This is a genomic window from Paracoccus aminovorans, from assembly GCF_001546115.1.
Taxonomy (GTDB): domain Bacteria; phylum Pseudomonadota; class Alphaproteobacteria; order Rhodobacterales; family Rhodobacteraceae; genus Paracoccus; species Paracoccus aminovorans_B.
This window is the reverse complement of the sequence record NZ_KQ955208.1, coordinates 804,252-817,907: the sequence shown is the minus strand read 5'-3', so window position 1 is coordinate 817,907 and position 13,656 is coordinate 804,252. Positions and strand designations below refer to the sequence as shown.

Below are 13,656 nucleotides of genomic sequence, written 5' to 3'. Positions count from 1 at the left end.
CTCCTTGTTCATGGGTCAGGCGGCCGACAGGGCCACCTTCATGTCCTTGACCTCGTAGATGGTTTCGCCGTCGGCCTCGACCCGGCCGTCGGCGACGCCCATGGTCAGGCGACGGGTCTGCACCGCCTTGGTGAAGTCGACGAAATAGCGCAAGAGCTTGCGGTCGGGACGGACCATGCCGGTCAGTTTGACCTCGCCCACGCCGAGCGCATAGCCGCGGCCCTGCCAGCCGCGCCAGCCCAGGTTGAAACCGGTCAGCTGCCACAGCCCGTCAAGGCCCAGGCAGCCCGGCATGATCGGGTTGCCGGGAAAGTGGCAGGCGAAGAACCACAGGTCGGGGGTGATGTCGAATTCGGCGACGACATGGCCCTTGCCATGCGCGCCGCGGTCGGCCGAGGTATCGGTGATGCGGTCCATCATCAGCATGGGCGGCTCGGGCAGCTGGGCATTGCCGGGACCGAACAGCTCGCCACGGGCGCAGGCCAGCAGATCGTCCTTGTCAAAGCTGGTCCGTGTCATCGTCATGCCTGTGTTTTCCCCTTGGTCGGACGTTGCGTCATCACTTCTGGTCACGGCAGGCCGCGCCCTCCGTCGAACTTTTCCCGGTCTATCATTCCGCCCCGTCGAGGCGCAAGGGCGCAGCTTTTACCCGAGTTTGCGCCGGCTTGGCCAGCTTGCCGCGGCAGCGTTGCCGACGCCTTCACGCTTGCTGCCGGGGGCTTTGCGCCCCCGGACCCCCGCAGGATATTTTTCCACAAAAGAGAAGCCAGACGGGTGTCGCGGATTGCGCTTCTTTCTTGTCCAAATATCCTGGGGGAGCGCGGCACGCGCGGGGGCAAAGCCCCCCGGTCCCGCGCGACCACCACGCCGATCAGGCCGCCCGGGTTTGCCGGGCAAGCTCCATGGCGCGGCGGGCGATCAGGGCGATGCCGGGCTGGATGTCGGCTTCGCGGATCGAGGAATAGCCCAGCCGGAAGAACGGGCAGGGGGCCGGCGGCGTCTCGAAGAAGACCTCGCCCGGCTCGATCAGCACGCTGTCCTGCTGCAGCCGTTCCGCCAGCAGGCTGCTGTCGATGCCGCCCGGGGCCTCGATCCACAGGCTGGAGCCGCCCGAGCGCGCGGCGCCGGCGATGCGCAGCGGCGTCTCGCCCAGGGCCTGCTCCATCAGCGCCCGGCGCCGCTTCAGCGCGCCGCGCAGCCGCACGATATGGGCGTCGTAATGCCCCAGCGCCAGGAAATAGGCGGTGATGCGTTGCAGGTGGTTCGGCGGGTGGCGCAGCATGATCGCCCGCAGCGCCCGTGCCCGGGCGATCAGCGGGGCAGGGGCCACCATGTAGCCGATGCGCAATCCCGGAAACAGCGATTTCGAGAAGCTGCCGATGTAGATCACCCGCCCGGCCCGGTCGAGCGACTTCAGCGCCGGGGCCGGCGGGGCCAGGTAGGACATCTCGAAATCATAGTCGTCTTCGACGATCAGGAAGTCATGCGCGGCGGCGCGGGCCAGCAACTCGCGGCGCCGGGCCAGCGGCATGGTGGCGCCGGTCGGGATATTATGGCTGGGCGTCACGATCACCAGCCGCGTGCCCTGCGGCAGCATCTGCGGGTCGAGCCCGCCTTCGTCCACGTCGAGGAAGGTGGTCGGGCTGTGGGCGCGGCGCAGGGTCTCGGCGAAATCGGGATAGCCCGGATCCTCGGTCACCGCGAGCCGGTCGCCGCGCGCCAGCAACTCGACGGTGATGAACAGCGCATTCTGCGCCCCCAGCGTCACCAGCACCTCGTCCGGCCGGGCGTGGATGCCGCGGCGCGGCAGCGAATGCGAGCAGATATAGTCGATCAGCATCGGATCGTCGGCGCCGTAGAAATCCGAGGCCAGCTCGCCGAAGTCGCGCGTCCCCCAGGCCCGGCGGGCGCAGTCGCGCCAGGCGTTGTGGTCGAACAGCCCCGGGTCGCTTTGCCCATAGATGAAGGGATAGCGGAAGTCGCGCCAGTTCGCCGGCTTGCGGATCACCCGCTGCCGGGGCTGGTGGTCCGAAAGCCAGCTGTCCCAGTCCAGCGCGGTCTCGCGCGGCAGGGGCTCCTGCACCCGCAGCCGCCGATGCGGCACCGTCGCCGCCACCATGATGCCCGAGCGCGCCCGCGTCTCGAGATAGCCCTGGCTGATCAGCTCCTGATAGACCAGCGTCACCGTCATGCGCGAAATGCCGAGCGACTCGGCCAGACCCCGCGACGAGGGCAGCCGCGTCCCCGGCCGGGCCCTTGTTTCCAGGATTGCCTGCACGATGGCCGCGGCAAGCCGGCCTTGCAGCGTGCCTGCCTCGCTGTCGCGCAGGAAGAACATCTCGACGGGGATGCGGTCGCTCATCTGGACCTATCTTTGCTTTCATCTGGTCATATCCTTGCGGCGCCGCACCTGCAACATTTTGTCGCAGAAGCGGTCGGACAGAACCGCGAGACAGACGCGGGCCCGGATGACCAACCTGACCAGCGATGCGCAGGGGCGACGGACCGCCAGCACAGCAGGAACCGGCCGGCAGGGCCAGCTCCGCCAACGACAACGAACAGGGAGTCCCAGAATGACCAATTTCAGCCGGGCCGGAGTCTATCTGGCCGCGATGACCTTCGGTGCCGGCCTGACCGGCCAGGCCCTGGCCGAGACCACGGTGGTCGTCGGCTATCAGCAGATCGTCGGCCCCTTCATCAATGCCATCGCCGACGGCAGCATCGACGCCGCCGCCGAAAAGGCGGGCTACAAGATCGACTGGCGCCAGTTCTCCTCGGGCGGCGACATCTCGACGGCGCTGGCCTCGGGCAATGTGCCGGTCGGCGTCATCGGCTCGACCGGGATCGCCGCCGCCACTACGCGCGGCGTCGAGATGCAGCTGTTCTGGATCCTCGACAACATCGGCAAGTCCGAGGCCCTGGTCGCCCGCTCGGGCTCGGGCATCGAAAGCCCGGCGGACCTGGCCGGCAAGAACGTCGCGGTGCCCTTCGTCTCGACCTCGCATTTCCACCTGCTGGTGGGCATGGACCAGGTCTGGAAGATCGACCCGCGCTCGGTCAACATCCTGAACATGAAGCCGCCGCAGATCCTGGCCGCCTGGCAGCGCGGCGACATCGACGCCGCCTATGTCTGGCCGCCGGTGCTGAGCGAGCTGATGAAGGACGGCAAGGTCATCGCCGACAGCGAACAGATCGGCGCGGCCTCGGTGCCGACCTTCGACGGGCTGGTGGTCTCGACCGATTTCGCCAAGGAAAACCCGGAATTCATGCAGGCCTTCACCGACGCGCTGGCGGCCTCCTATGCCGATTACAACGCCAACAAGGCCGCCTGGACCGTCGACTCGGCCCAGGTCGCGAATATCGTCAAGCTGATCGGCGGCGAAGCGGCCGGCGTGGTCGAGGCGCTGGGCATGCTGTCCTTCCCCGACGCGGCCGAACAGGCCTCCGCGACCTGGCTCGGCGGCGGCGCGCTGAAGGCCGTCAGCGAAAGCGCGCGGTTCCTGGTCGAGCAGAAGCAGATCGACAAGGCGCTGGACGACTATGCCCCCTTCGTCAACGCAAGTTTCGCCCAGGCTGCCGCGAAGTGATGCCCCGCATGCCCCGGGGGGACCATCCCCGGGGCCTCATCCCAAGCCTTTCACCCCCTTCCCTGAAAGACCGCTGAGATGCAGACCCTGAAAGTCTCGAATGTCGACCTGATCTATCCGGGCCACCACAAGGGCGCCCCGGTCACGGCGCTGAAGGGCGTCAACCTCGAGGTCAAGAGCGGCGATTTCGTCGTTGCCCTGGGCGCCTCGGGCTGTGGCAAGACCACGCTCCTGAACCTGATGGCGGGCTTCATGGCCCCCTCGGCCGGCGAGATCACGCTGGGCGGCCGCCCCGTCGCCGGCCCCGGCCCCGAACGCGGCGTGGTGTTCCAGAAACACGCGCTGCTGCCCTGGCTGAATGTCATCGACAATGTCGAATTCGGCCTGAAGCTGCAGGGTGTCGACGCCAGGACCCGGCGCGAGCGCGCGGTCAAGAACCTGGCGCTGGTCGGGTTGCAGGACTTCCACAAGCACATGATCTATCACCTGTCGGGCGGCATGCAGCAGCGCGTCGGCATCGCCCGCGCCCTGACCTGCGATCCGGCCATGTTGCTGATGGACGAGCCGATGGCGGCGCTGGACGCGCTGACCCGCGAGACGGTGCAGGAGCTTTTGCTGCACATCTGGCAAAAGACCGAGAAGATGTATTTCTTCATCACCCACTCGGTCGAGGAGGCGCTGTTTCTCGGCTCGCGGCTGATCGTCATGTCGCCGCGCCCCGGCCGCATCACCCACACCTATGAGCTGGACTTCAACCGCCGCTTCCTGGCCGAGGGCGACTCGCGCGCCATCAAGTCCAGCCGCGACTTCATCGAAATGAGGGAGCAGATCCTTGGCATCATCTATGGCGACGAACGCGCCGGCGAAAAGGAAGCGGCCCATGCTTGAACGTCTGACCCGCGCCCGGCCGGCCCGCCCCGGCGTATCCTATGGCGCGCCCGGCGACGGCAACAGCGCCATGATCAGCCTGGTCACCGCCATCGCGCTGATCGGGTTGTGGTTCCTGGTCACCGGCATGGGCTGGGTGAAACCGCTGTTCCTGCCGTCCCCCGCCGCGGTCTGGGGCAAGTTCGTGCTGGCCGTGACCGAGGGCGTGTCGAACTCGACCCTGCTGCAGCATACGCTGGCCAGCCTTGGCCGGGTGCTGGGCGCCTTCTTCCTGGCGCTGGTCGTCGCGGTGCCGCTGGGCATCCTGATGGGCGTGAACCGCTGGGTGCGCGGCATCCTGGACCCGATCATCGAATTCTATCGCCCGCTGCCGCCCCTGGCCTATCTGCCGCTGATCATCATCTGGCTTGGCATCGGCGAATTCCCCAAGGTCTTCCTGATCTTCCTGGCGATCTTCGCGCCGATGGCCATCGCGGCCCGGGCCGGCGTGCGCTCGGTCTCGACCGAACAGATCCACGCCGCCTATGCCATGGGCGCCAGCAAGTTGCAGGTGATCTTCCACGTCATCCTCAAGGCCGCGCTGCCCGAGATCTTCACCGGCATGCGCATCGGCATCGGCGTGGGCTGGACCACGCTGGTCGCGGCCGAGATGGTCGCCGCCTCGCGGGGCCTGGGCTTCATGGTGCTGAACTCGGCCGAATACCTGGCCTCGGACACCGTGATCATGGGCATCATCGTGATCGGCATCCTGGCCTTTGCCTTCGACATGCTGATCCGGCGCATCGAAAAGGCGCTGATCCCCTGGAAGGGCAAGATCTGATCCAGCCCGTCTGACCCGACCCCGATTCCCCAAGCAAGACAGTCCCGGAGGCGCGATCCCGCGCCACCGCCCGGGAAAGGAGCATCCGAACCATGACCCGCAAGCTGACCGCAGACGACCTGAAAGCGACCTTCGACGCCTTCAACCGCCATGACATCGAAGGTGTGATGACGCATTTCGCCGATGACTGCGTGTTCTACACCGTCGCCGGCGACAACGAATACGGCAACCGGATCGAGGGCAAGCCCGCCATCGCCAAGGCCTTCGAGACCGTCTGGACCACCATGCCGGACGTCGAATGGGCCGACCACAGCCATTTCCTGTCCGAGGACGGCACCCGCGGCGTCAGCCAATGGACCTTCCGCGCCACCAACCCCGACGGCACCCGGACCGAGGTCCAGGGCGTCGACCTGTTCCGCATCCGTGACGGCCAGCTGGTGGAAAAGCAGGCCATCCGCAAGCAGCGCCCGGCCATTCCGGCGAAATGAGGTCCGCCATGCAGGTCATCGAAAAACGCCCGGGCTCGGTCCCCTTCGACCCGTTCTACGATCCGATGACGGCCCCGGGCCTGGGACCGCGCAGCGACTACGCGCCGACCTACTGGATCGGCACCGCGGGCCCGCCGCCCGCCGACGACGGCCCGGTCCGCGGCGATCTCGACGCCGACGTGGTGGTGATCGGCTCGGGCTACACCGGCCTGTCCTGTGCCCTGCACCTGGCCAAGGAGCACGGCATCAAGCCGGTGGTGCTGGAGGCCAATGGCGTGGCCTATGGCTGCTCAACCCGCAACGGCGGCCAGGCCCAGGTCAGCTCGGGCCGGCTCAAGCGCAGCCAGTGGATCGAGCGCTGGGGCCTCGATGTGGCGAAGCGGCTGCATGCCGAGGTCTGCGAGGGCTTCGATCTGTTCCGCGCCCTGATCCGCGACCACGACATCCAGTGCGATCCCCAGGACGGCGGGCATTACTACATCGCCCACAAGGCTTCGGTGATGCCGGGCCTGCAGAAAGAGGCGGCGCTCTTGCGCGACAGCTTCGGCTATGACGCCCGGATGCTGACGCGCGAGCAGCTGCATGCCGAGGTGGTGCGCGACCACGAGGCGCATGGCGCCCTGTGGGAGGCCGACGGCGTCGGCATCCATGCCGCGAAACTGGCCTTCGGCTATCTGCGCGCGGCGCGCGAGCTGGGCGCCCGGGTGCATGTCGACAGCCCGGTGCAGGGCTGGGAGTATCGGGGCGGGGTGCATCACCTGCGCACGCCGGGCGGCACGGTCCGTGCCCGCCGCGTGGCGGTCGCGACCGCGGCCTATGCGCCCCGCGGCCTGCATCCCCGGCTCAAGGACCGGCTGATGCCGATCATGTCGAACAGCATCGTGACCCGCGTGCTGACGCCGGGCGAACTGGAAGCCGTCGGCATCCGCACCGGCTCGCCGCTGACCGACACGAGGACGCTGCGCCACTACTACCGCCTGCTGCCCGACAACCGGCTGCAGATCGGCTCGCGCGCCGCGATCACCGGCCGCGACGCGGCCAATCCCGCGCATCTTCAGGCGCTGAAAGAGGGGATGTATCGCAAGTTCCCGGCCCTGCGCGGCATTGAGCTCGACTACAGCTGGTGGGGCTGGGTGGATGTCAGCCACGACATGATGCCGCGCATCACCGGCATGCCCGACCTTCCCGGCGCCTTCTATGCCCTGGGCTACGGCGGCAACGGCGTGATGTATTCCGCCCAGGCCGGGCGCCGCATGGCGCAGCTGGTGGCGGGCCAGGCCGTGCCCGAGCTGCCGATCTTCAATACCGAACTGCCCCACGAAGGCTGGAGGACGCCGTTCCGCCGGCTCGGCCAATGGGGCCTCTACAAACTCTATCATTACCGCGACGAACGCGCATAAGGAGCCATCGCCATGAGAATGACCACTGAGGAAGCCTTTATCAAGGTTTTGCAACTGCATGGTATTGAGCATGCGTTCGGGATCATCGGTTCTGCGATGATGCCGGTGTCGGATTTGTTCCCGAAGGCGGGGATCACGTTCTGGGACTGCGCGCATGAGACGAATGCCGGGCTGATGGCGGACGGGTTCACGCGCTCGACGGGCAAGATGTCGATGGCGATCGCGCAGAACGGGCCGGGGGTGACCGGCTTCGTGACGCCGGTGAAGACCGCCTACTGGAACCACACGCCGCTTCTGCTGGTGACGCCGCAGGCGGCGAACAAGACCATCGGCCAGGGCGGCTTCCAGGAGATGGAGCAGATGCGGCTTTTTGCCGATTGCGTCTGCTACCAGGAGGAAGTGCGCGACCCGTCCCGCATCCCCGAGGTCTTGAACCGGGTGATCATGCAGGCCTGGAGGAACTCGGCGCCGGCGCAGATGAACATCCCGCGCGACATGTGGACCCAGGTGATCGACGTCGAGCTGCCGCAGGTGGTCAGCTTCGAGCGGCCCGCGGGCGGCGAGACGGCGGTGGCCGAGGCGGCAAGGCTGCTGTCGGAAGCGAAATTCCCGGTCATCCTGTCGGGCGCCGGCGTGGTGCTGTCGGGCGCGATCCCGGATCTGGCGAAACTGGCCGAGCGGCTGGATGCGCCGGTGGCCTCGAACTACCAGCACAACGACAGCTTCCCGGGCAGCCACCCGCTGGCGGTCGGGCCCTTGGGCTACAACGGCTCGAAGGCGGCGATGGAGCTGATCGCCAAGGCCGATGTGGTGCTGGCGCTGGGGACGCGGCTGAACCCGTTCTCGACCCTGCCGGGCTACGGCATCGACTACTGGCCGAAGCAGGCGAAGATCATCCAGGTCGACATCAACGCCGACCGCATCGGGCTGACCAAGAAGGTCACCGTGGGCATCCAGGGCGACGCGGCCAAGGTGGCGCGCGCCGTCCTGGCGCAGCTCGCCCCCTCGGCGGGCGACGCCGGCCGGGCCGAGCGCAAGGCGCTGATCGCGCAGACCAAGTCCCGCTGGGCGCAGGAACTGTCGAGCCTCGACCACGAGGATGACGATCCGGGCACGGAATGGAACGCCGAGGCGCGGGCGCGCGACGCCGGGCTGATGAGCCCGCGCCAGGCCTGGCGGGCGATCATGCAGGCGGTGCCGAAGGAGGCGATCGTCAGCTCGGACATCGGCAACAACTGCGCCATCGGCAATGCCTATCCGAGCTTCGAGGCCGGGCGCAAATACCTGGCGCCGGGGCTGTTCGGTCCCTGCGGCTACGGCTTCCCGGCGATCCTGGGCGCCAAGATCGGCAATCCCGAGGTGCCGGTGATCGGCTTTGCCGGCGACGGCGCCTTCGGCATCTCGATGAACGAGATGACCGCCTGCGGGCGCGCGGACTGGCCGGCGATCACCATGGTGATCTTCCGCAACTACCAGTGGGGCGCGGAAAAGCGCAACACGACGCTGTGGTATGCCAACAACTTCGTCGGCACCGAGCTGGACCGCGACACCTCCTATGCCGGCATCGCCCGGGCCTGCGGACTGCACGGCGTGCAGGTGACGTCGCAGGAGGAGCTGACGGCGGCCCTGCACGAGGCGGTCGAGCGGCAGATGCAGAACCGCGAGACCACCTTCATCGAGGTGCTGCTGAACCAGGAGCTGGGCGAGCCCTTCCGCCGCGACGCGATGAAGAAGCCGGTGGTGGTGGCGGGGATCGACCCGGCCGACATGCGTCCGCAAAAGGGCGCCGCCTGACGCGCTTCTTTGCTCGGCCAATACCCCGGGGGGTGCGCTTGCCGGGCCCCATCGAGGGGCCGGGCAAGCGCGAGGGGGGCGGCGCCCCCCTCGGGGCCCAGCCTCGCCGGCCCCGCTTCGTCGGCTCCGCTTCGCCGACCTCGCCTCGCCGGCCCAAGCTGACGGCGCGCGCGCCCTCCTTCCGACGACGACCCGGCGCGACCCCTCGCGCCGGCCCCATCCCCGCATCCCGGTGACGACGATGACAACCAGCCTGATCCCCTCGCGCAGCCTCCTCTCGGAGGCCTTCCCGGGCTTCGCCGTCTCGGCGCTGGTGGCGGCGACGGCGCAGTTCCTGTCGGACCATTACGGCGCCCCGGCCATGCTGCTGGCGCTGCTTCTGGGCCTGGCGCTGAACTTCCTGGCCGAGGACGGCACCCGCACCGCGCCGGGCGTCGCGCTGACCGCGCGCAGCGTGCTGCGGCTCGGGGTGGCGCTCCTGGGCGCGCGGATCTCGGTCGACATGCTGGCGGCGCTCGGGCCGCGCGCCATCGGGCTGGTGGTCGCCGGGGTGGTGCTGACCATCCTCTGCGGCCTCGCGCTCGCCCGGCTCGGCGGCCGCGACTGGCGCTTCGGGCTGCTCACTGGCGGCTCGGTGGCGATCTGCGGCGCCTCGGCGGCCATGGCCATCGCCGCCGTGCTGCCGCGGCACGAGAAATCCGAGCGCGACCTGGTGTTCACCGTGCTCTCGGTCACCGTGCTCTCGACCGTGGCCATGGTGCTCTATCCGATGCTGGCCGCGCTCTTCGGCTTCACGGCGCGCGACAGCGGCGTCTTCCTTGGCGGCACCATCCACGACGTGGCCCAGGTGGTCGGCGCCGGCTTCTCCATCGGCCCCGAGACCGGCGAGACCGCGACGCTGGTCAAGCTGATCCGGGTCTCGATGCTGGCGCCGGTGGTGCTGGCGATCTCGCTCATCATTCGGGCGCGCGGGCTGGCCGACAGCGACGGCGGCGCGGCGCCGCCGCTTCTGCCGGGCTTCGTGCTGGGCTTCCTGGCGCTGGCGGCGCTGAACAGCTTCGGCGCGATCCCGCAGGCGCTGTCGGACCTCGCCGGGCAGCTGTCCCGCTGGGCGCTGCTGATCGCCATCGCGGCGGTGGGCATCAAGACCTCGCTCAAGCGCATGCTCGAGGTCGGCACCGGCGCCATCGCGCTGATCGTGGCGGAAACCGTGTTCCTCGGCGTCTTCGTGGTCGCCGGCCTGCATCTGCTGGGGTAGACGATGAAACCGCTCGACCGCATCCATGCCGAAGCCCGCGCCCGCGCCCGCCACATCATCCTGCCCGAGGGGGACGACCCGCGCGTGGCCGAGGCGGCGCGGCGCATCACCGAACAGCGCCTGGCGCGGGTGACGCTGATGAACGGGCCCGCGATCCCCGGCGTCACCGCCCTGGTCCCGGCCGAGGCGCCGGACCTGGCCGAGCTTGCCGATCACTGGCACCGGCTGCGCGCCGCCCGCGGCATGACCGCGGACCGCGCGCTTTCCGAGATGCGCGACCCGATCCGCCAGGCGGCGATGCGGGTGCGGCTGGGCCAGGCCGACGGCACCGTCGGCGGCGCGGTCGCCACCACCGCCGACACGGTGCGCGCGGCGCTGCAGATCATCGGCAAGGCGCCCGGGGCCGGCATCGTGTCGAGCTTCTTCCTGATGCTCGCCTGCGGGCCCGAGGCGCCGGTCCGGGGCGGCATGATCTTTTCCGACTGCGGGCTGGTGATCCAGCCCGACGCGGCCGAGCTGGCCGCCATCGCGCGCGCGGCCGCGGCGAGCTGCCGCCAGCTCCTGGCCGAGAAGCCGCGGGTGGCGCTTCTGTCCTTCTCGACCGCGGGCTCGGCCGAGCACCCGAGCCTCGGGCGGCTGCGCGAGGCCCTGGCGCTGATCCGCGCCGCCGAGCCGGATCTCGAGGTCGACGGCGAATTGCAGTTCGACGCCGCGCTCGACGAGGCGATCCGGGCCAAGAAGGCGCCGCAGAGCCGGCTGACCGGGCGGCCGAACGTGTTCATCTTTCCGGACCTGGCGGCGGGCAACATCGGCTACAAGATCGCGCAACGCCTGGGCGGGCTGACGGCGATCGGCCCGATCCTGCAGGGCCTCGCCCGCCCCGCCAACGACCTCTCCCGCGGATGCTCCGTCAACGACATCGTCAACGCAACCGCAATAACCGCAATCCAGGCAGAATAAACAAAAACGGTGAAATATGACCGGGCCGGCCTCGCTGGGAGGTGGCGCCTGAATCCCGCCGTTCAACGGCGCGTCGCTGTGCAGGCTGTGGGAATCACGGCCGGGATCGCTTGGCGCAGGTCGGAAAGAATGTCGCGCCGGGGTGGCGGGGCCTGTCGATCCGCAGGACTGTGTCGAAAACATCGAGGGCGACAGCCTGGATGATATGAAGCTGCACGCCCGCGTGTCGTTTGACGATGGCCTTGGCCCGGTGTTGATGGCCCGACCGGCGCCGCGCGAGATCGAGGCGCTTCACGCCCTAGGTTCTATGGACTCTTTGGATTTCCCTGCTCTGAGGAAAGATGGTTCAAGGCTTCTGTTGCAGGAGGTTTGCGTGGGAACCTTGGATCGGCTGGTGCTGTCGGACGGGCAATGGAACCGGATTTCCGGCCATATCATCGGGGACGGGCGGACACGGGGCGGCAGTGGTCGCGACAACCGGATGTTCGTGGAGGCGGTGCTTTGGATCGTGCGGACGGGTTCGCCGTGGCGCGACCTGCCGGATGTGTTCGGCTCGTGGAACAGCATGTTCCGCCGCTTCAGCCGATGGAGCCGGAAGGGGGGCTGGTGGCGGCTCTTCGCGGCGATGTCCGACGATCCCGATTTCGGAGAGTGTGCGATCATCTGTGTATGACTGATCTGTTCCATGCTTCACGGAAAGGAAGCATGCATGACGATCTCCAAGGAAATTCTTGATGAACTGCTGAAGGGCGTCGATCGCCCCGAGGACCTGCTCGGCGATGCCGGTCTGATGAAGGAGCTGAAGATCCGGCTGATGGAGCGAATGCTGGGGGCGGAAGTGACAGCGCATCTGGGCTATGAAGAAGGCAAGGATGTGCCTGCCGGCCAGCCGAACCGGCGCAATGGCTCGACGACGAAGGTGCTGAAGGGCCAGGACGGCGAATTGCCGGTAGCCGTGCCCCGCGACCGTGACAGCAGCTTCGAGCCCGAGCCAGTGAAGAAGGGCCAGACCGGACCTGTGGGATGGATGACAAGATCATCGGGCTCTACGCTGCCGGGCTGACGGTCCGGGATATCCAGGCGCATCTGCTCGATCTCTACGGCCTGAAGGTCTCGCCCGACCTGATCAGCCGCGTCACCGATGTGCTGGGCGAGGTGCGGGAATGGCAGAGCCGGGCCCTGGACCAGATGTATCCAATCGTGATCTTTGATGCGCTGCGGGTGAAGATCCGCGATGCCGACAGCCGGACGGTCAAGAACAAGGCCGTCTACATCGCCCTTGGGGTCGCCCGCGACGGTCTGCGCGAGGTCCTGGGCCTTTGGATTGCCGAAAACGAGGGCGCCAAGTTCTGGCTGTCGGTGATGAACGAGCTGAAGAACCGAGGGCTGCAGGACATCCTGATCGCAGTCGTTGACGGGCTGAAGGGCTTTCCCGAGGCCATCACCGCCGCCTTTCCGGACGCCATGGTTCAGACCTGCATCGTGCATCTGGTGCGCCACAGCCTGAACTTCTGCTCCTGGAAGGACCGCAAGGCTGTGGCCGCCGATCTGCGCCGGATTTACAGCGCACCGACCGCCGATATGGCTGCCGTGGAACTCGACGCCTTCGAGGAAAAATGGGCCGGGAAATATGCATCCATCGCCCCGGCCTGGCGGCGGGCATGGGCCGAGGTGGTCCCGTTCTTCGCCTTCGATCCGGCGATCCGAAAGGTGGTTTATACGACCAACGCCATCGAGAGTCTGAACCGCGTGATCCGCAAATCCATCAAGACCCGTGGGTCATTCCCGACTGATGACGCTGCAACGAAGCTGATCTACCTGGCGATCCGCAGCTTCGAGAAAGATGGCCGAAACGTTCGGGAATGGTTTGCGGCGCGAAATCAGTTCGCCATAATGTTCGGCGAGCGCTTCGCCGCTTGAGTATCTGAAACCGCATGGACCGGGCCAGATACACAAAGTTCAGGACACTCCCCGATTTCGAATAGCTGATCGTGGACAGCCCGATCATCCGCGCCCACCAACACGCCGCTGGTGCAAAAGGGGGCTGAAGATCAGGCCCTTGGCCCGGTGCCGCGGCGGACCGAGCCCCAAGCTCCACCTGGCAGTGCGAGGCCTTGGCTGTCCGGTCCGCTTCACCCTGACCGCCGGGCAGAAGGGCGACGCCCCGCAGGCCGAGGCGGATCGCCGACCTGACTGCCGAGGTCGTCATGGCCGACACCGCCTATGACAGCGACCGCCTGCGTGAGGCGATCGCCCGCAAGAAAGCTCTTGCCGTCATCCCTAAACATCCCCTCGACAAGCATCTCTGTGCCCGGAGACATGTGATAAAATGCTACTTCTCCAAGCTCAAGCAGTTCCGAAGGGTCGCCACGCGATACGAGAAAACCGCCAGAAACCACCTCGCCGCCATCACCATCGCTGCCATCGTCCTGTGGATCAAGGAAGTGTCCACAGAACCTAG

Annotated in this window: 10 protein-coding genes and 3 pseudogenes; 11 read left to right on the top strand and 2 right to left on the bottom strand. The window is 67.7% G+C overall.

Going from position 1 to position 13,656, the window contains the following annotated elements; genetic code table 11:
• Positions 1–15: 15 nt before the first annotated feature.
• Together fabA and ASV56_RS04220 are read right to left on the bottom strand one after the other, a co-directional pair.
• Entirely contained in the window at positions 16–525 is a 510-nt protein-coding gene (gene fabA, locus ASV56_RS04225) for a bifunctional 3-hydroxydecanoyl-ACP dehydratase/trans-2-decenoyl-ACP isomerase (RefSeq protein WP_062560911.1), read from the bottom strand.
• A gap of 346 nt (positions 526–871) precedes the next feature.
• Positions 872–2,362 carry a MocR-like pyridoxine biosynthesis transcription factor PdxR gene (locus ASV56_RS04220; protein WP_062560910.1) on the bottom strand — a complete coding sequence of 497 codons (1,491 nt, stop codon included), beginning with the start codon at positions 2,360–2,362 and terminating at the stop codon, positions 872–874.
• A 211-nt stretch (positions 2,363–2,573) separates the two neighbouring features.
• On the opposite strand from ASV56_RS04220, the gene tauA reads away from it, so the two are divergent.
• The 11 genes and pseudogenes from tauA to ASV56_RS04165 all read left to right on the top strand — a co-directional run.
• Positions 2,574–3,587: a taurine ABC transporter substrate-binding protein gene (tauA, locus tag ASV56_RS04215; protein ID WP_062560909.1), complete on the top strand. Its 1,014-nt coding sequence runs from the start codon at positions 2,574–2,576 to the stop codon at positions 3,585–3,587.
• A 78-nt stretch (positions 3,588–3,665) separates the two neighbouring features.
• Positions 3,666–4,475, top strand: coding sequence for a taurine ABC transporter ATP-binding protein (locus tag ASV56_RS04210; protein WP_017998125.1), 810 nt, complete (start codon positions 3,666–3,668; stop codon positions 4,473–4,475).
• The gene (locus ASV56_RS04205) at positions 4,468–5,295 is read left to right on the top strand and encodes an ABC transporter permease subunit (RefSeq protein WP_062560908.1); all 828 of its coding nucleotides are present in this window, start codon (positions 4,468–4,470) and stop codon (positions 5,293–5,295) included. The genes ASV56_RS04210 and ASV56_RS04205 overlap by 8 nt, the downstream gene beginning before the upstream one ends.
• Before the next feature lie 92 nt (positions 5,296–5,387).
• The gene (locus tag ASV56_RS04200) at positions 5,388–5,783 is read left to right on the top strand and encodes a nuclear transport factor 2 family protein (protein WP_062560907.1); all 396 of its coding nucleotides are present in this window, start codon (positions 5,388–5,390) and stop codon (positions 5,781–5,783) included.
• A gap of 8 nt (positions 5,784–5,791) precedes the next feature.
• Positions 5,792–7,183 (top strand): NAD(P)/FAD-dependent oxidoreductase, encoded by a 1,392-nt coding sequence (locus tag ASV56_RS04195; protein ID WP_062560906.1) that lies wholly within the window; start codon positions 5,792–5,794, stop codon positions 7,181–7,183.
• Between the two features lie 12 nt (positions 7,184–7,195).
• Positions 7,196–8,977: a sulfoacetaldehyde acetyltransferase gene (gene xsc / locus ASV56_RS04190; RefSeq protein ID WP_062560905.1), complete on the top strand. Its 1,782-nt coding sequence runs from the start codon at positions 7,196–7,198 to the stop codon at positions 8,975–8,977.
• A 241-nt stretch (positions 8,978–9,218) separates the two neighbouring features.
• A complete protein-coding gene (locus tag ASV56_RS04185; RefSeq protein ID WP_062560904.1) occupies positions 9,219–10,235 on the top strand; it encodes a YeiH family protein in 1,017 nt (338 codons plus the stop codon).
• Positions 10,236–10,238: 3 nt separating this feature from the next.
• Positions 10,239–11,195, top strand: a complete 957-nt coding sequence (pta, locus tag ASV56_RS04180) for a phosphate acetyltransferase (RefSeq protein WP_062560903.1) — start codon at positions 10,239–10,241, stop codon at positions 11,193–11,195.
• Between the two features lie 373 nt (positions 11,196–11,568).
• Positions 11,569–11,841 (top strand): annotated as a pseudogene (locus ASV56_RS04175) (transposase); the annotation flags it as partial.
• 63 nt (positions 11,842–11,904) lie between these two features.
• Positions 11,905–13,115 (top strand): annotated as a pseudogene (locus ASV56_RS04170) (IS256 family transposase).
• 50 nt (positions 13,116–13,165) lie between these two features.
• Positions 13,166–13,656, top strand: a pseudogene (locus ASV56_RS04165) (IS5 family transposase); the annotation flags it as partial.

Coding starts and splice junctions, on each gene's coding strand:
- fabA (WP_062560911.1), bottom strand. CDS start 525: ATGACGATGACACGGACCAGCTTTGACAAGGACGATCTGCTGGCCTGC.
- ASV56_RS04220 (WP_062560910.1), bottom strand. CDS start 2,362: ATGAGCGACCGCATCCCCGTCGAGATGTTCTTCCTGCGCGACAGCGAG.
- tauA (WP_062560909.1), top strand. CDS start 2,574: ATGACCAATTTCAGCCGGGCCGGAGTCTATCTGGCCGCGATGACCTTC.
- ASV56_RS04210 (WP_017998125.1), top strand. CDS start 3,666: ATGCAGACCCTGAAAGTCTCGAATGTCGACCTGATCTATCCGGGCCAC.
- ASV56_RS04205 (WP_062560908.1), top strand. CDS start 4,468: ATGCTTGAACGTCTGACCCGCGCCCGGCCGGCCCGCCCCGGCGTATCC.
- ASV56_RS04200 (WP_062560907.1), top strand. CDS start 5,388: ATGACCCGCAAGCTGACCGCAGACGACCTGAAAGCGACCTTCGACGCC.
- ASV56_RS04195 (WP_062560906.1), top strand. CDS start 5,792: ATGCAGGTCATCGAAAAACGCCCGGGCTCGGTCCCCTTCGACCCGTTC.
- xsc (WP_062560905.1), top strand. CDS start 7,196: ATGAGAATGACCACTGAGGAAGCCTTTATCAAGGTTTTGCAACTGCAT.
- ASV56_RS04185 (WP_062560904.1), top strand. CDS start 9,219: ATGACAACCAGCCTGATCCCCTCGCGCAGCCTCCTCTCGGAGGCCTTC.
- pta (WP_062560903.1), top strand. CDS start 10,239: ATGAAACCGCTCGACCGCATCCATGCCGAAGCCCGCGCCCGCGCCCGC.